Below are 17,011 nucleotides of genomic sequence, written 5' to 3'. Positions count from 1 at the left end.
GCTAGCGCCTGAAGCTGGATGGAGTTAATGCTGAAGGCGCTCGTCCAGCTGCGAAACACGTTGGAAGACGGAAGCCAAAGTCGCGCTTTGACTTTGAGCGCCCGGCTGAAACGTCGCGAGCAGCTAGCGCCTGAAGCAGGATGGAGTTAATGCTGAAGGCGCTCGCTCAACGGCGACAAGCATTGGAATTCTCGAATCGAAAACGTCTTTTTAGTTTTCGACCGAGAGAATGGAAATGACCTCGAGCCGTTAGCGCCTGAAGCTGGATATCTCATCTTAATACCGAAAGCAACCTAGACTACTCCTAGAAAAAATGTGGAGTAGTCTTTCCTTTTTGGAAGTATTATCCTAACGAGCATAGAATTCTAAATTTCAAGCATAGGCTGATTAATCACTGGCATCGCATATTCAGAAAAATCACTTGTTACGAACGAAAACTTAAACTAATGTAGATAACCGGTATGGATTAAATAAAAACTAAGCTCCCAGTTATAACAGTTGGCTACAGTCATCGAAGCTAAGCCTCCAGTCATAACAGTTGAGCTCTCAGTCATCGAAGCTGTGTCCCCAGTCATAACAGTTAAGCTCTCAGTCATCGTAGCTACTCCACCAGTCAAAAAGACACCGCTACACAGCTAATGTGAGCGGCCAGTTTGTTTTTTTTGCTTAATTGTCAGTTGTATCTAATAAGTGCGCATATTTTGGGTTGCGTCCTGCAAAATCATGTAGCTGATGACCGTAGCCTTGAATCCATTGGCGAATAATTTTCTCCGTCATTTCAGCACCTTGATAATCATAGCCGGCCTTTGCGTATGTTGCTTCAAAATCAGACCACAATAATTCAATCCACACGCGAGCACGTTCTTCAGTTAATAATTCATTACTTGCTTTTAGTTCTGATACAAGCGTATCAATTACTGTTTCCAATTAGAAGCCCCCCTTTACTGGTTTTAGCATCGAAATAGGTAATGCTTCTTCATAACGATCGCCACCGAGACGGTAACCCCATGCAAAGCGCCCTTTTAAATATTCCAATTGAAAGAACACTCCTGGATCTCCTTCAATACGGTACATTTCACCCGGTTTGAAATCGTCTGGGTTTATTAAAAAGGCTTGAGCCATTAATGATTTACGTTCGTAAACGGCAAACTCATTTAAGATCCCTAATTGCTCTGCTTTTCTCGCTTTTTCTTTTAACTTTGCGATTTCTCCTCGTAATTCTGTTGGTGTCATGTCGCTATATTTTTTATCCATTCTCTTGCTCCTTCTCTTCAATGAAAATTCCTATAATTTCAGCTGGAAAGCCTTTTTGATATAATGTTTGCTTCACACGCATATGCAAATCATAACCACTATATTTCACAGAGTATTTACGCCACACTTTGTCACCTTGCGTTTGAATCATTTGTTGCCATTCATCATCTTCCCGTGCAAATTCGATTTGGTCAAGTACTTGCTCTATTATCGCAAAGGAATAACCTTTACGCATTAAGTTATCTTGAATCTTTTGTTTTACTTGCGTCGGAGTTTTACGTTGTTCAGAAAAAGCTACCTTCTCTCCAAGTTTTAATGCAATACTTAACTGTTCATCCTCTGAAAAGGTATCCAGCACTTCTTCTTGGAGTTTTTTATCAATTCCCTTTTTCTGCATATCTTGTCGGATTGCACCGGGACCTTTTTTAGATGTTCTCTTCTTTGTTTCAAGAAGTGCTTTTGTATATGTTGCATCATTTAAAAAGCCGTGTTTCTTCAACTTTTGAATCGCTTCTTGAATAACGGCTTCACCAAACTCTAAGTCCAGCAGTTTTTTCTTCACTTCAAATTCACTACGCATTTGATAGCTTAAAAAAGATAACGCACGATTGTATGATCTTTGAATCTCATCATCAAATGCAATCTCATCCAATTCAAGCCCTTCAATGACCTTGCCCTTAATAAGGCCAAACTGAATGAGTACTGTTTCATCAACACTAAAAGCATATTCTTCATTTAAAAAAATATTATAGCGCTCCTGATTTCTCTTTTGACGCGTAATTTTTGTGATAACTCGAGTCATCGAAACACTCCCTTGCTAAATTATAGTATACAACTTTTCTAAATACTCTTCATTTCGACTATACTTACATATAATGAAAACATACATATGAATGGAAAGCTATTACACCCGCTTCTATTAGATTCATTCAGCTTGAGTTAGGGTATGGTCTAACTCAATATAAAATCTTCTTATAAAAGTAAATCATTCTTGAACGGGAGGCATAATTATGAAAATTGCAATTACAGGTGGCACAGGCTTCGTTGGAAGTGAGCTAACAAAACTTTTGCAACAACAAGGACATGAAATTTTTATTTTAACACGGAAAAAAAGCTACTCAGCAAAAGGCATTCATTATATACAATGGCTAACAAAAAACGCAAAGCCTGAAGAACATTTACAAAATATTGATGCTTTTGTTAATTTAGCAGGCACCTCATTAAATGAAGGCCGTTGGACAGCAGAGCGTAAAAAGGACATCTATGAAAGTCGGATGGTAGCAACGAAAGAAGTTCTTCGTATTATTAGAGTACTTGATGAGAAACCTAAAGTACTCGTCAATGCAAGCGCAATTGGCATATATCCATCTTCAAAAGCGGCAACATACACTGAAAGTTCTAGGCAAGTAGCGAAAGACTATTTAGGGAAAACCGTCATGCATTGGGAATACGAAGCTAAAAAGGCGGAGAAATTTGGGGTTCGCGTAGCAATGGCGCGTTTTGGTGTTATTTTAGGTAAAGATGCTGGTGCATTACCTTTAATGGGTTTACCGTATAAACTTTTCGTCGGTGGTACAGTCGGATCTGGCTCACAGTGGGTGTCGTGGATTCATATAAAAGATGTCGCATCCGCATTATGTTTTGCAGTAGAAAATGATCGTTTCATTGGTCCATTCAATGTAACAGCACCAAACCCAGTCCGTATGAAGCAAGTTGGTGAAATAATTGCTGCAACCCTTAATAGACCACATTGGTTCCCTGCTCCATCCATTTTGCTAAAGCTAGCACTAGGCGAAAAAAGCCAACTCGTTTTAGAAGGTCAGCAAGTACTACCGAAAGTTTTATTAGCCGAAAAATTTCATTTTGAATATTCAACGTTAAACACTGCATTAGAAAATTTGTACGCATAAAGAACGCTACTTGGCGCAACCTACTATTTAAAATAGAAAGGTTGCGTTTTTATGTGGAAAAACCATTTGCTCGGTATTGTAATTGCGAGTGCCATCGTATTTGTTGGTACAATCGCAAATCCTTTCACCGCATTTGCGGAGGAATTTCATTGGGGCTTTAAAAAAGCACAAAATGAACAACCACCAGAAGCTGGCGCTGCATTTGATCAACTACTAGAAAAGTACGGCGCCCTTTATAAAGGGAAATCGGATGATAAAGTCATTTATCTGACATTTGATAATGGTTATGAAAATGGCTATACAGCAAGCATTTTAGATACTTTAAAAAAGGAAAAAATTCAAGCGACATTTTTCCTCACAGGTCACTATTTAACGAGTGCTACTCCCCTCGTCAAACGGATGGTAGAAGAGGGTCATGATATCGGTAATCACTCATATGGCCACCCGAATATGGCGAGATTAAGTGAAGAGGAAATACTAAAGGAATGGCAGAAATTCGATAAAAAGTTAAGTGAGCTTACAACCGTTGAGCGCACTATTTTTGCAAGACCACCAGAAGGTTCTTTTAATGAAAAATTACTGCAAGTCGGCAATGATGCTGGTTACCGACATATCTTCTGGTCTGTTGCCTTTAAAGACTGGATTGCTGATAAACCTCATGGCTGGCAATATGCATATGACAACTTAATGTCACAACTTCATCCTGGTGCCATCGTCCTCATGCATACTGTATCACCGGATAACGCTGAAGCATTACCAAAATTCATAAAAGATGCACGTAAAAAAGGTTATCGATTCGATTCCATTAATAATCTTGTCAACAAAGAAGCAGGATTAGCTGCTTCTTTCAATCCACACGACCGTTCGTTATAATGAAGGAACATAGCGAAAAAGGACGTGTAATTTTTGACGCAACAATCAATTATGGAAATGGGACAAAAACTTACTATATCAATTAAAAGGCTCGGCATTAATGGTGAAGGAATCGGCTACTATAAACGTAACGTCGTTTTTGTTAAAGGTGCTCTGCCTGGTGAGGATGTCATTGCACAAGTAACTAAAGTAAACCGTAACTTTGCTGAAGCTGAAGTGGTGAAGATTCATAAAAAATCACCAATAAGACAAACACCACCATGCCCTGTATACGAGGAATGTGGTGGTTGCCAATTGCAACATATAACGTACAAAGGGCAATTAGCCGCAAAACGAGATGTCATCGTTCAAGCTCTTACAAAGTATGTGAAATCACAAGCTAGTAAAATCGACGTGCGCCCTACAATCGGCATGGAAGACCCTTGGCATTATCGAAATAAGAGTCAATTCCAAGTACGTAAACCTGATAAAAAAGTGCTTGCAGGCTTATTTTCTGCCAATAGCCATAAACTGTTAAACATTGAAGATTGCGCTGTTCAACATCCGATGACAACGAAAATTACGACAGCTACTAAACGAATTTTAGATGAGTTGAACATCCCAATTTATGATGGTCGGTCAAAAGGTATCGTACGTACAATCGTCGTTCGCACTGGTATTAAAACCGGCGAAGTACAACTCGTCCTTATTACGACACGTAAAGGCTTCCCTAAAAAAGACTTACTCGTTAATCGATTAAAACAAATTGATCCAACTGTCGTATCCATAGTGCAAAATATTAATGCTGAAAAAACATCATTAATATTTGGAGATGAAACATATACGTTGGCCGGAAAGGAAACGATTCATGAGGAGCTAGGTGAGCTTGCCTTTGACTTATCGGCCCGTGCATTCTTCCAACTCAACCCATTGCAAACTGTTTATCTGTACAATGAGATTCAAAAAGCTGCGGCATTAACAGGGCAAGAAACAGTAGTCGATGCATATTGCGGGGTTGGTACAATTGGCCTTTGGTTAGCAAAAGATGCAAAAGAAGTACGGGGTATGGATATTATTCCAGAGAGCATTCAAGATGCAAAACGCAACGCGAAAAAACATGGCTTTGATCATGTCAAATATGTAACAGGTTCCGCTGAAGAGTGGCTAGCGAAATGGCGTAAAGAAAAATTCGTTCCAGACGTATTAACTGTTGATCCACCAAGAACAGGCCTTGCACCAAGCCTTCTGAGCACAATCTTACAAGTTAAACCAAAACGTTTCGTCTACACATCTTGTAACCCATCGACTTTAGCGAAAGACTTACAAGAGTTAACAAAAGTATATGACGTTCAATATATTCAACCAATGGATATGTTCCCTCAAACAGCACATGTTGAATCAGTCACATTATTAACATTGAAATCGAAATAATATATGTAAAAGATTGAAGTTCACTCGAACTTCAATCTTTTTTTATAAAAAATGCAATGTTTATTACTTTATTCAAAAACCCAAATCTCTTAAGCCATAAATAAGAGTTATCTACTATTACCACAATGCAAAATCAGCTACAATACCACATTCTTCGCTACATTGTGACAAAATCTTATCTTTTTCAATAAATTTTCTCATTGCTTATCATAGTATGCGAATTCATAATAGAATTAATAGATAATTTACACCAAAGGAGGGAACTATATGCAACGAATACGTAATTCTATTCAATGGAAACTCATGTTGAACTCATTTCTTCTAGTCGCATTACCGTGTATCATTATTGGCTTCTTCAGCTATCAAAGTGCAAAATCTAGCATGGATGATTTAGGCGAAACAATTGTCAAAAACAGCGTCCAAACAACGATGCAACTTATTGAATCACTAGATGCTGAAGTTCAAAAAGGGAACTTAACATTGAAGGAAGCGCAAGGGACTGTAAAAAACCAAATTATTGGAAAAAAGACTGCTGATGGGCACCGTGAAATTACATACCCTGGTAACTTGGGTGAAAGTGGTTATATGTTCATTTTACAAGAAGATGGCTATATGGTTGCCCACCCTAATATAGAAGATCAACAAACATGGGAATTAAAAGATAGTAGCGGGCAATATTTCATCCAAAAAATTATTAAAAACGCTCAAGCTGGTGGTGGTTTTGCCGAATATCCATTCCATCTGCCAGATGACGAGAACAAACTCGCTAATAAAATTACATACGCGGAAATCGATCCACATTGGGGTTGGGTTGTCAGCGCTGGTGCTTATAAAAAAGACTTTAACTCATCAGCACAGCAATTACTTGTTGTGATGGGTGTAGCCTTACTCATTTCATTCGTAATCGCTGCTATTGTCATGTTCTTCTTAGCGAGACATTTTGGTGTACCAGTTTTAAAATTAACACATAAAGTAAAGAAAATTTCTACTGGTGATTTAACTGTTCCTTTAAACGAATTAAAGCGTGGCGATGAAATAGGCCAATTAAATGACCATTTTGATGGGATGGTAACACAATTAAAAACGTTAATTAGTGAAGTCGATGATACGATTAACGATATTCAAGGTACTTCAACAAGCTTAACAGCCATATCTGAAGAAGTAACAGCTTCTACAACAGAAATTACACGGGCGGTATCAGACGTCTCAGCAGGTTCTTTACAACAAGCAAGAGATGCTGATGAAACTAAGCAAGTCATTAATGGATTATCCGAGCAAATCAAGATGCTACATCATAAAAATGAGTATATGCAGCAATCTTCAGAACAAATGCAAAAGTCTAACGTGCAAGGACTTCAAAATTTAACATTATTAAAAGAGAAGTCTGTGAAATCTGCCGACTTAGTCGAACATGTGCAAAAAGTATTCCTATCTTTATCTACAAAAATGAAGGATATTGAAAATATTATCGAAACAATTAACCAAATCTCTGCCCAAACGAATTTACTAGCGCTTAATGCGAGTATTGAAGCTGCTAGAGCTGGTGAACATGGTAAAGGTTTTGCCGTGGTCGCTAATGAAGTAAGAAAACTTGCTGAGCAGACTGCTGCTTCTACAGAAAGTGTCCAACAAACACTACGTGGCATTGAACATGAAACTCTGCTAGCTAATGAAGAAATTGTTAAGACCACAGTGATTGTCAAAGAACAAAATGAGGCTGTTACGAAAACCGAAACCTCTTTTGAAGATATTAAATCGAATGTTGTTGCTATCAAAACAGCCATTGAGGACGTTTCAGAAGGTGTCAATATATTAATAGCTTCTACAGAAATGGTTTCTTTTGCTATTGAAAGTATTGCTGAAGTAAGTGAACATAATGCGAAAGCTACTACAGAAGTATTCGCTTCAGTTGACGAGCAACAAAATGTCATTGATGTCATTGCCAAATCAGCAACATTATTATCAGATGAAATTCACTCATTGAAATCATCTATTGAACGATTCAAACTAAAATAATTGAACAAAAGCGTAGAGCGCTCGGAGCTAGATGTAGCCGATTTCTAGCACTAATGTTATCTACAATGCAAAGCCATCCTACATTAATTGAGGATGGCTTTCTTAATTATGTGAAACTAGGATGCCAATACAAAATAGCCGCTTTAAATTGATGCTTATAATGGTAACGCCCTTCTTTGAACTCTACGTAATTCTTCACGGCCTCTTCTACTTGTGCTCGTTCTATATTCGGCGTCAGTAACTTGACACTATTTGCATGAATCATCTCATCATAAGAATTGTACGTATACGTTTTCTCTAGATTCACAATCTGACAATTCGCATGAATATCAAGTTCGTAAAGAATATTCATGAGATCAATATAATCTCTTCTCGGATATTTTAAAGCATAGCCAAACTTATTATGTAAATCGATATAGTGTGGTCGCATCGGTGCAAATGTCACACCAATAATGGCCAGCTTTTTCGCACTAGTATGTATTTGTTGAAGCGCTCTTTTAATTTCATAAATACGATAAAAACAATTCATACCAAAAACAATATCATATTGCTCAGATTTATTATAATCCTCCCATTTTTCATGGATGAAAGAGATATTGTTATAACCGTCGTCGTCACACTTCCTTTGCAAATATTCAATCATGCTTGCAGAGCTATCTACACAAGTGAGCTTTTCCACATGTTTTGCAAGTGGGAACGTATAATTTCCCCAACCAGGACCAATTTCAAGGACGGTATCTGATTGCGCAATGAACGGTGCAATTATTTTAAATATCCCCTCTGCATAAGGATCAGGCTCCTTCCCCGCATTCTTCTCTATGTATTTTGCCCAGAACTGCTCTTCTAACGTATCATTTATCATACGCTCTGGCATCCGTCCGGACCAATCTTTCATCCCTTCTTGCCAAATCTGCTCGAAATCTACTTTCCCTCTTCCTTCAGTAATCATTGCACACTTCCCTTTTCATTATATTCACATTATTAACTATCTTTATCATATAGGGACAACACTAACGTAGCAATAAAAAAAGATTGTACACATTTGTACAATCTTACATCTTCAAAACATTTGATTATAAACAGTCATAGCATCTATCAGATGGAACTGCTCCGTATTATGATCTCCCGGTGCACCTGTCGTAATGAAAATATACTTTCTATCGTTCTTCTCAGCTAAACTCGCTAAACAAAGTCCCGCTTTATCTGTATAGCCTGTTTTACCGCCTAAAATCGTACCACCCTCAATACTAGCTGTCGGTAGTTTATCAAACATGGAACTAGTAAAAGTAATACCATTTGGATGTATATTCGTTGCAGAAGTCGTATAACGCTGTGCAGTGAACACTTCATAAAAAGTTTCATCCTTCAATGCATAACGTAATAATTTAGATAAATCTTTCACAGTCGAATAATGCTCAGCATCATGCAAGCCTGTCGCATTCATAAAATGTGTATCATTCATCCCGACCTTTTTCGCCTTGTCATTCATTAGCTTCACAAAGCCCTCCTCTGAGCCTGCAACTGCAATGGCTAAACCAACCGATGCATCCGCTCCTGAAGGTAACATATTACCATATAACAAATCACGCACCGATACCTGCTCCTGAGCAGTGAAACCTGCTACAGAAGCATTTGCAGCTTGAATCTCATTAAACATCGTAAATGGTAATGTTACTTGTTGCTCCAAATCCGGTAAATGCTCAAGTGCTACAATAACTGTCATCATTTTCGTCAAAGATGCAGGGTAAATCTTCATTTCACTTTGTTTATCAATCATTACCTTTTTACTTTTTAGATCAACTAAAATGGCATTGCTACTATGTAACTCCGGCTCTCCCTGCGTTACTCTTTGCTGATCATTTATGTATAAATTAGCAACCCATAGTACAGCTATCACTAATAATACTGTCAATAATTTAACACTTTTTTTCATCTTTCGCTTCTTCTTCACATGAAGCAACTCCCTTCTCTTCTATTAAAACAAATAGAGATGAAGAAAACTTTAAGGAATTCTGATGTTTTTCTTAATTTTCATATAAATAGGAGTCTTTGTCACTTATTAAGGCGACAAAGACTCCTTTATACGGCATGCTTCACTGTTTTCCCACCAATTAATGAGACGAAGAAAACAATTAATAATATTGCTGAGACTAATAATAAGAAGCTATATTGATCGACAAGTTGTAAATAGATACCGCCAAAAAACGGTCCTGACAAGCTGCCAAAGCTGAAGAAAATACCACATAATAAGTTACCTGTTGGCAACAATTCCTTTGGTGTTAAATCGGTCATATAAGCAATACCTAAAGAGAACACTGAGCCTGCAAATACACCCGCACAAAGAAATGCAATTGCTACTACAATTTCTGACCCTTCAAAGAAGCTGGCAATCCCGAAAATCGTTCCCCCACCTGCAAGAGCAAGCAAGCTGACTTTTCGACGACCTATCTTATCTCCAAGCATACCTAGTGGCACTTGCGATAAGATTCCTCCTGTAGAAAAAGCTGCTAAAATAATCGATACCATGGATACATCAAATGATTTTCGCAGTGCGTATACTGGGAATAATGCATTCAATGACGACTCTAGAAAGCCATAACAAAATGGTGGTAAAAAGGCAACCCAAGCGTATTTAAATGTTTTCACGTAACGGCCCCATGCATTATCACCGACACTCGTCATTTGGATCGCTTCTGGATGTTCATTTTTCACGAAGAAAACGAGTGACCATGCTAGTAGACAAAGAAGAGAGGACACGATAAATGGCAATCCCTCGGAAATTTTCATCAATGGGACAAACAAAGGGCCAACTGCAAAGCCTATCCCAAATGATAAGCCGTAAATGGCAATATTCTTACCAAGTAAATGAACTGGTGCTGTGGATGTAATCCACGTTTGTGTTGCATAATGTAATGCATTATCACCAACTCCAATTAATATTCGCAGTACAAACCAAAACGTGATACTCTTCCAAAGTGGAAACATTAATAAAGATAAAAAGACGAGCGCCCCGCCAACAATAATAATTGGCTTATAACCATATTTACGTAGTGGCCGCTCTATAAAAGGTGACACGAGCAAAGTACCCAAATATAAACCTGTTGCATTCAAACCATTTAAAGCAGAGGAAACACCATCCTGCTCGAAAATTACCGACACAAGCGGCAATAACATTCCTTGAGAGAAACCAGAAATGGATACAATAATAACCAATATCCAAAATCGTCTCTTTTCAAAATTAGTATTATATCCCATTTCTTCCTCCTTGATAACATATAAACAATTTATGTATTGCCGAGATTCTTTTACAATATTATCATATTCATGCGCTATTCTGATATATTTTTTTCATAACAAATAAAGGCCCAGTTCACATTAATGACATGTGTACTGAGCCTTCTAACAATTACTTATATCCATTTATATTTGCAGTTGCACTTAACGCCTTCACAGTATTTCACCGTAAACTGCTAACTCCCTCCTTCAATTCCAGGATTTTTTTTTACTTTTCTCGTTGTCCTCCCTTCCTTTATGTTAATTACACTTTATCACAATATATAAGTTTTGTAAATTTTCTAAATACATGCAACATTAAAATATTTCTTAAGTCCTAGTATTATACTATTTCAATTGAAAAAACTATATAAATCAGCTACTATGAGGTAGAAGAAATGAGGTGTAACGATGGGCAAATCCATTACAGACAAAGATCAACAAGTAACCTACTTAAAAGAACGTCTTCAAATCTTTTTAGAAGTTCTAGATGCCATTGACCCAGAAACAACTGAATTGGAAGATATCGATCGCCTTATTCAAATGATGGACGATTTAGAAGATAAAATGGATCAATTCAACGACAAAAAGGGAAATTAATCGACAAAAAATGATTGGTTTCTATAATTTCTAGCAAGTTTCTAAAAGAGCGTGAATTCACGCTCTTTTTTTCATATTTTGAAAAGGGTATAATAAGTATGAACTTATAAAATTACCTTATTTGAGGGGGCAATTTACATGAATTTAGAAAAGCTTGAACAAAGCATTTATGATTTAGTAACTGAAACATCTACGAACTTGCCGAAAGATGTTCGCCGCGCAATAAAAAAAGCGAAAGATGCCGAAAATGCGGGAACTCGCGCAGCAATGAGTTTAGATACAATCTCAACTAATATCCATATGGCTGATGATAATATTTCACCTATCTGTCAAGATACTGGTCTTCCAACATTCAAATTGAAAACTCCGGTTGGCGTAAACCAAATAGAAATCAAAGAAGTTATAAAAAAAGCAATCGCTCGAGCTACTGCTGATGCTAAGCTACGTCCAAACTCTGTTGATTCATTAACTGGTGCTAACAGTGGCGATAACTTAGGTGATGGTCTTCCTGTTATGAAATTTGAACAATGGGAAAATGACTTCATCGAAATCAAATTAATTCTAAAAGGTGGAGGCTGTGAAAACAAAAATATTCAATACAGCTTACCAACTGAATTAGAAGGTCTTGGCCGTGCTGGTCGTGATTTAGATGGTATCCGTAAATGTGTACTTCACTCTGTCTTTCAAGCACAAGGACAAGGCTGTGCTGCTGGATTCATCGGCGTAGGTATCGGTGGAGACCGCTCATCTGGATATGATTTAGCAAAAGAACAATTATTCCGTCATGTCGATGACACAAACCCAAATCCTGATTTAGCGAAATTAGAAGATTATATAATCGAAAAATCTAACACTTTAGGGATCGGTACTATGGGCTTCGGTGGTGAAGCAACACTACTAGGCTGTAAAGTTGGCGTTATGAACCGTATTCCGGCATCATTCTACGTATCTGTGGCTTATAACTGTTGGGCTTACCGTCGCATGGCAATCGATGTCGATGCTACAACTGGTGAAATCAGCAACTGGCACTACCAAGATGGCGAGAAAATTTCATTCAAAGACGAACCACAAACAGAAGCATCTAAAGCTCCTGAGAAAAAAGTCGTTGAATTAACTGCACCCATCTCTGAAGAACAAATCCGTTCATTAAACGTTGGAGATGTTGTGAAAATTACTGGTCGTATGTACACTGGCCGTGACGCAATCCACCATCACTTAATGAGTCATGATGCTCCTGTTAATTTAAACGGTCAAATCGTTTATCACTGTGGTCCAGTAATGGCTAAAGACGAAAATGATAACTGGACAGTAAAAGCTGCTGGTCCAACAACTTCTATCCGTGAAGAACCATACCAAGGCGATATTATGAAAAAATTTGGTATCCGCGCAGTTATGGGTAAAGGCGGTATGGGACCAAAAACGCTTGCTGCTCTATCTGAACACGGTGGCGTTTACTTAAATGCAATTGGTGGCGCTGCACAATACTACGCAGACTGTATCAAATCAGTAGATGGAGTAGACTTAATGGAATTCGGTATTCCAGAAGCAATGTGGCACTTATCAGTTGAAGGATTCACAGCTGTCGTAACGATGGACTCTCACGGTAATTCTTTACACGCAGACGTTCAAAAATCATCTCTTGATAAATTAGCTCTAAATGCTGAACGCGTTTTTTAATAGAATTTGAATGTAACTCTCGAAGACTACTCATAGTCTTTGAGAGTTTTTTTATTTTCGCGATGCACATTTCCTCAGAAATTAACATTTATTAAATAATTGACTTTCCCATTCAGAATCCACATGTTATAATAATTCTAAATTAAAAATGATTGTAATAATTACTTACAAACCCTTATAGAAAGCCATTTTTATTGATTAATAATGGTTTCGATATTGATACTCATTATCAGGAGGTATGACAATGGAAATGACAAACCAAGAAAAGCGATCGCTAATTGAGAATCTAAAAGAACATGCTGAACTAATTGCTGCTCTCGCTTCAGGTGTCCTTATCTTAATCGCTTGGCTACTAAGTAAAAGTGACATGGGCACTTCATCTATTATCTTCTTTGTCCTAGCTTTTTTGGTCGGTGGCTTTGCAAAAGCTAAGGAAGGCGTTGAAGAAACAATTGCTAACAAGGAATTGAATGTAGAATTCCTTATGATTTTAGCTGCCGTTGGTTCAGCCATTATCGGCTACTGGACTGAAGGTGCAATTCTAATCTTCATATTCGCATTAAGTGGTGCTCTTGAAACGTATGCGATGAATAAAAGCCATAAAGAAATCTCAGCTTTAATGAATCTTCAACCTGAAGAAGCATGGTTAGTAAACGAACAAGGTGAACCAACTCGCGTCTCCGTAGCTACATTAAAAACAGGTGATCGTCTTTTCATTAAACCTGGTGAACGTGTTCCAGCTGATGGCATGATCATTGAAGGTGCAACGGCTATCGATGAGGCTGCAATTAGTGGTGAAGCCCTACCCGTTACTAAACTCACAGGTGACGACGTATTCGCAGGTACTGTCAATATGAGTGGTGCTGTTACGATGGAAATGACAAAACCAAATTCTGAATCTTTATTCCAAAAAATTATCGACCTTGTCCAATCAGCTCAAAGTGAGAAATCCCCTTCCCAACAATTTATCGAGCGTTTTGAAGGGACTTATGTAAAATTTGTTTTAATCACTGTTGTATTTATGATGTTCCTACCTCACTTCCTACTTGGATGGGACTGGACCACTACCTTTTATCGTGCAATGGTGTTACTTGTTGTTGCATCACCATGTGCTCTTGTCGCATCGATTATGCCAGCAACATTATCAGCCATTTCTAACAGTGCAAAAAGTGGTATTTTATTTAAAGGTGGTATGCATTTAGAAAATTTAAGTGTTTTAAACGCTATCGCATTTGATAAAACCGGTACGCTTACACAAGGTAAACCTGTTGTCACTGAATTTATGGTTCGTGAAGGTTTGGATCAACAAGAAACACTATCGATTGTTGCAGGTATTGAATCACAATCAAATCACCCATTGGCGCAATCTATTACGGCTTATGCAAAACAGCAAGGCATTACAACTTTCCATAAAGCACAAATTGAAGATGTACCTGGCTGGGGCTTAAAAGCAATTGTGAATAACATAGCTTATAAAGTAGGGAAAGCCGATTTCGTTGGTCAGAATGAAGCTATGAGCTTCGCAAATGGCATTGCACCTACTCTTGCTGATGAAGGTAAGACCGTTATTTTCGTACGTGATGAACAAGGAATTGTTGCTATAGCAGCCATGAAAGATACAGTTCGCGAAGAGTCAAAACGTGCGATTGCCCTTCTAAAAGAGCTTGGTATTCACACTGTTATGTTAACTGGGGATAATGAAAACACAGCAAAAGTAATTGCCCGTGAAGCAGGTGTTGATGCTTATATCGCCGAATGCTTACCTGAAACAAAAGTACAGCATATGAAAGATTTAATGGCTAAATACAAACATGTCGGAATGGTTGGTGACGGCATTAACGATGCACCCGCTCTAGCAACTGCTACAACAGGTATCGCAATGGGTGAAGGAACCGACGTTGCCTTGGAAACGGCTGATGTTGTATTAATGAAAAATGATCTTTCTAAAATTTCCTATGCAGTAAAACTATCACGTAAAATGCAAAAGATTGTCAAACAAAATATCGCCTTCTCTATTACAGTCATAACCCTATTAATTATCTCAAACTTCCTTCAAGTAGTAGATTTACCACTAGGTGTTGTCGGACATGAAGGTAGTACAATTCTTGTCATTTTAAATGGTTTAAGACTATTAAATAAAAATATCTAAAAAAAGAGGATGACCACTAGTGATCATCCTCTTTTTCGTGCTTCTAACACTTCTCTTCTCTGCTGCATAATCGCGTTAATCTGACCACCAGCCATTAAAATCATGCCTGTAAAATACAGCCATAACATTAGAATGATAATCCCTCCGATACTGCCATAAGTTGCAGAGTAATTTGCAAAATTACTAACATAGTAAGAAAATCCATAAGATAGTACAATCCATGCAATCGTTGCAGCAGCAGAGCCTAGTAGAACACTGCGTAAATACAACTTAATATTCGGTCCAATCCAGTACATTACCGTTAATACAATAAAAATTAGCAATGGCGGCATAATCCATCGTATATTATTCCACAGATTAAAAAAATCTACTGCTAACCCAAAGTAAGAGAATAATACAGTGCCAATTTGCTTACCAAAAACAGATAACAAAAGCGCAATTATGATCAAACCTACTAAGAGAAATGTGAAAATAACTGACACTAATCTAGCAATTATAAATGGCCTTGTTTCGTCTTTATCGTAGGAACGGTTTAATGATTTGATCAGCGCATCTACCCCTTTTGACGCTGACCAAATCGTACCGATGACACCAATCGACAATAATCCACCATTTCTATTTTGTAGTACTTCACTAATTGTTCCATTAATAAGTGAATACACTTGTTCAGGTAAAATTGCATTTAAAAACAAATACACCTGATCCTGATCAATATTTAAAAACGGTAGTAATGTCACTAAGAATATGAGTAATGGAAAAAATGATAGCAGGAAGAAATAGGCTAATTGTGCGCTAAAACCCGAGATATCCGCATCTTGCAAACGCTTTATATACTCCATCAAAAAACCTTTTAATGTTGTTATATCATTGACCTTCTCTTCCTTATCCTTCTTCTCAATTTGCATCATCTTCATCTTGTCGAATACTGCTGAAGACTTTGAATCAGAACCATTATCTTTACTCATTGCTCTCCCCCTTGGTTAGCTCAAAGATGAATTACATTAGGGTCTTCCTCTTCTTCTTTTGGCGATACAAATGCATTTTTAGTATCTGTCAAAAGATTTTTCACTTGTGGCGAAAAAGATTGTATTTCATTAATTTTCTCAAGGTAATAATCTTTTTCTGTTGTAAATGTGTTGTATAAAGATTGATATTTTTCTACTTTAATTTGTACCTTTTCAGCAAGCTCATCACGATTTTTGGCGTAATACTGTACGTCCTCCGCAATGTTTTTAACCGTGTTTACTGTGTTGTTACGTGTTGTACGATCCAACATGCTAATTGCTGCTCCTGTAAAAGCTCCAATTGCGATTCCTACAAATAATTTATTCGTCATAAACAACCTTCTCCTCCTAGCAATTAAATCCTGTGAAATAGTATACCCTTATACTTTAACAATAAAACGAAAGTAATGGCTAGATAATCTATTCTCTTCAAAAAAATTCTCCTTGTCTAATATACGGAATTTTGAGAATATTATCAGGAGATGAGGAATTAAATAGAAAGAGGTTATTCTTCCACTTTGAGGAAATGTGGAAAATAGGAATTTTGAATAGATAACTTAAATGATATTTTAGGCGTCGTCGGTTCTGGGGTTTCTCAGACTTTTCGAATCGGCGTGTTACAAGTTTGGCTGTTACCAACTGCCCTTAGGCTTTATCTCTAAAAAGCACGCTCTATATGCTGCAGATCATATTTCACAATTCCAAGCTTAATCGTTCTTATTGGCTACCAGGTGTAGTCATCCTCGAAACGAAACCTATTAAAGCGAAGTTGAAAGAAGAAAAAGAAGCTGAACAAGCTGCAGTAATTTGTATTTGACATTCTGTACAGAGCATGAAATGATACT

The 17,011-nt window shown here is 37.5% G+C and carries 17 protein-coding genes; 8 read left to right on the top strand and 9 right to left on the bottom strand.

The genetic code is table 11. The features are described 5' to 3' along the window. Positions 1–443: 443 nt before the first annotated feature. The 4 genes from JFL43_RS13270 to recX all read right to left on the bottom strand — a co-directional run bounded on the left by JFL43_RS13270 (position 444) and on the right by recX (position 2,056). The gene (locus JFL43_RS13270; protein ID WP_200749404.1) at positions 444–596 is read right to left on the bottom strand and encodes a hypothetical protein; all 153 of its coding nucleotides are present in this window, start codon (positions 594–596) and stop codon (positions 444–446) included. A 70-nt stretch (positions 597–666) separates the two neighbouring features. Then, positions 667–927 (bottom strand): YfhJ family protein, encoded by a 261-nt coding sequence (locus tag JFL43_RS13265; RefSeq protein ID WP_200749403.1) that lies wholly within the window; start codon positions 925–927, stop codon positions 667–669. After that, positions 928–1,254 (bottom strand): YfhH family protein, encoded by a 327-nt coding sequence (locus tag JFL43_RS13260; protein WP_200749402.1) that lies wholly within the window; start codon positions 1,252–1,254, stop codon positions 928–930. Continuing rightward, positions 1,247–2,056, bottom strand: a complete 810-nt coding sequence (recX, locus tag JFL43_RS13255; protein ID WP_200749401.1) for a recombination regulator RecX — start codon at positions 2,054–2,056, stop codon at positions 1,247–1,249. Before recX ends, JFL43_RS13260 begins: the two co-directional genes overlap by 8 nt. A gap of 208 nt (positions 2,057–2,264) precedes the next feature. On the opposite strand from recX, the gene JFL43_RS13250 reads away from it, so the two are divergent. From JFL43_RS13250 to JFL43_RS13235, 4 genes are all read left to right on the top strand, one after another. Next, positions 2,265–3,164, top strand: coding sequence for a TIGR01777 family oxidoreductase (locus tag JFL43_RS13250; protein WP_200749400.1), 900 nt, complete (start codon positions 2,265–2,267; stop codon positions 3,162–3,164). Between the two features lie 51 nt (positions 3,165–3,215). After that, the gene (locus tag JFL43_RS13245) at positions 3,216–4,037 is read left to right on the top strand and encodes a polysaccharide deacetylase family protein (protein ID WP_100795860.1); all 822 of its coding nucleotides are present in this window, start codon (positions 3,216–3,218) and stop codon (positions 4,035–4,037) included. Between the two features lie 33 nt (positions 4,038–4,070). Beyond that, positions 4,071–5,447 (top strand): 23S rRNA (uracil(1939)-C(5))-methyltransferase RlmD, encoded by a 1,377-nt coding sequence (rlmD, locus tag JFL43_RS13240; protein ID WP_200749399.1) that lies wholly within the window; start codon positions 4,071–4,073, stop codon positions 5,445–5,447. Between the two features lie 267 nt (positions 5,448–5,714). After that, positions 5,715–7,463: a methyl-accepting chemotaxis protein gene (locus tag JFL43_RS13235; protein WP_200749398.1), complete on the top strand. Its 1,749-nt coding sequence runs from the start codon at positions 5,715–5,717 to the stop codon at positions 7,461–7,463. 106 nt (positions 7,464–7,569) lie between these two features. On the opposite strand, the gene JFL43_RS13230 is transcribed toward JFL43_RS13235, so the two are convergent. The 3 genes from JFL43_RS13230 to JFL43_RS13220 form a co-directional block, all read right to left on the bottom strand. After that, a complete protein-coding gene (locus tag JFL43_RS13230) occupies positions 7,570–8,412 on the bottom strand; it encodes a class I SAM-dependent methyltransferase (RefSeq protein WP_200749397.1) in 843 nt (280 codons plus the stop codon). A 111-nt stretch (positions 8,413–8,523) separates the two neighbouring features. Then, positions 8,524–9,414, bottom strand: coding sequence for a D-alanyl-D-alanine carboxypeptidase family protein (locus JFL43_RS13225; RefSeq protein ID WP_325166682.1), 891 nt, complete (start codon positions 9,412–9,414; stop codon positions 8,524–8,526). A gap of 128 nt (positions 9,415–9,542) precedes the next feature. Continuing rightward, positions 9,543–10,718, bottom strand: a complete 1,176-nt coding sequence (locus JFL43_RS13220) for an MFS transporter (protein WP_200749396.1) — start codon at positions 10,716–10,718, stop codon at positions 9,543–9,545. A gap of 429 nt (positions 10,719–11,147) precedes the next feature. Between JFL43_RS13220 and JFL43_RS13215 the strand changes: the two genes are divergently transcribed. From JFL43_RS13215 to JFL43_RS13205, 3 genes are all read left to right on the top strand, one after another. Continuing rightward, the gene (locus JFL43_RS13215; RefSeq protein ID WP_100795855.1) at positions 11,148–11,336 is read left to right on the top strand and encodes an SE1561 family protein; all 189 of its coding nucleotides are present in this window, start codon (positions 11,148–11,150) and stop codon (positions 11,334–11,336) included. A gap of 138 nt (positions 11,337–11,474) precedes the next feature. Next, entirely contained in the window at positions 11,475–13,013 is a 1,539-nt protein-coding gene (locus JFL43_RS13210; RefSeq protein WP_200749395.1) for a fumarate hydratase, read from the top strand. A gap of 244 nt (positions 13,014–13,257) precedes the next feature. Beyond that, positions 13,258–15,162 carry a heavy metal translocating P-type ATPase gene (locus JFL43_RS13205; protein WP_200749394.1) on the top strand — a complete coding sequence of 635 codons (1,905 nt, stop codon included), beginning with the start codon at positions 13,258–13,260 and terminating at the stop codon, positions 15,160–15,162. Positions 15,163–15,185: 23 nt separating this feature from the next. Here the strand turns inward: JFL43_RS13205 and JFL43_RS13200 are convergent, their stop codons facing one another. Together JFL43_RS13200 and JFL43_RS13195 are read right to left on the bottom strand one after the other, a co-directional pair. Continuing rightward, positions 15,186–16,127: a YihY/virulence factor BrkB family protein gene (locus tag JFL43_RS13200; protein WP_200749393.1), complete on the bottom strand. Its 942-nt coding sequence runs from the start codon at positions 16,125–16,127 to the stop codon at positions 15,186–15,188. 20 nt (positions 16,128–16,147) lie between these two features. Beyond that, the gene (locus tag JFL43_RS13195) at positions 16,148–16,498 is read right to left on the bottom strand and encodes a YtxH domain-containing protein (protein ID WP_200749392.1); all 351 of its coding nucleotides are present in this window, start codon (positions 16,496–16,498) and stop codon (positions 16,148–16,150) included. Positions 16,499–16,842: 344 nt separating this feature from the next. Here JFL43_RS13195 and JFL43_RS13190 point away from each other — a divergent pair, with 344 nt between their 5' ends. Continuing rightward, positions 16,843–16,983, top strand: coding sequence for a hypothetical protein (locus JFL43_RS13190; RefSeq protein ID WP_200749391.1), 141 nt, complete (start codon positions 16,843–16,845; stop codon positions 16,981–16,983). The last annotated feature ends 28 nt before the right edge of the window (positions 16,984–17,011 follow it).

Source organism: Viridibacillus soli, assembly GCF_016612995.1.
Lineage (GTDB): Bacteria > Bacillota > Bacilli > Bacillales_A > Planococcaceae > Viridibacillus > Viridibacillus soli.
The sequence above is the reverse complement of the archived record's forward strand: the minus strand, read 5'-3'. Positions and strand labels throughout refer to the sequence as shown.

Bases quoted from the DNA above. Each gene is read 5' to 3' on its own strand.
- JFL43_RS13230 (WP_200749397.1), bottom strand. From the start codon at position 8,412: ATGATTACTGAAGGAAGAGGGAAAGTAGATTTCGAGCAGATTTGGCAA.
- JFL43_RS13205 (WP_200749394.1), top strand. From the start codon at position 13,258: ATGGAAATGACAAACCAAGAAAAGCGATCGCTAATTGAGAATCTAAAA.
- JFL43_RS13195 (WP_200749392.1), bottom strand. From the start codon at position 16,498: ATGACGAATAAATTATTTGTAGGAATCGCAATTGGAGCTTTTACAGGA.
- JFL43_RS13235 (WP_200749398.1), top strand. From the start codon at position 5,715: ATGCAACGAATACGTAATTCTATTCAATGGAAACTCATGTTGAACTCA.
- JFL43_RS13260 (WP_200749402.1), bottom strand. From the start codon at position 1,254: ATGGATAAAAAATATAGCGACATGACACCAACAGAATTACGAGGAGAA.
- JFL43_RS13245 (WP_100795860.1), top strand. From the start codon at position 3,216: ATGTGGAAAAACCATTTGCTCGGTATTGTAATTGCGAGTGCCATCGTA.
- JFL43_RS13210 (WP_200749395.1), top strand. From the start codon at position 11,475: ATGAATTTAGAAAAGCTTGAACAAAGCATTTATGATTTAGTAACTGAA.
- JFL43_RS13220 (WP_200749396.1), bottom strand. From the start codon at position 10,718: ATGGGATATAATACTAATTTTGAAAAGAGACGATTTTGGATATTGGTT.
- JFL43_RS13200 (WP_200749393.1), bottom strand. From the start codon at position 16,127: ATGAGTAAAGATAATGGTTCTGATTCAAAGTCTTCAGCAGTATTCGAC.
- JFL43_RS13190 (WP_200749391.1), top strand. From the start codon at position 16,843: ATGCTGCAGATCATATTTCACAATTCCAAGCTTAATCGTTCTTATTGG.
- recX (WP_200749401.1), bottom strand. From the start codon at position 2,056: ATGACTCGAGTTATCACAAAAATTACGCGTCAAAAGAGAAATCAGGAG.
- JFL43_RS13270 (WP_200749404.1), bottom strand. From the start codon at position 596: ATGACTGAGAGCTTAACTGTTATGACTGGGGACACAGCTTCGATGACT.
- JFL43_RS13250 (WP_200749400.1), top strand. From the start codon at position 2,265: ATGAAAATTGCAATTACAGGTGGCACAGGCTTCGTTGGAAGTGAGCTA.
- JFL43_RS13215 (WP_100795855.1), top strand. From the start codon at position 11,148: ATGGGCAAATCCATTACAGACAAAGATCAACAAGTAACCTACTTAAAA.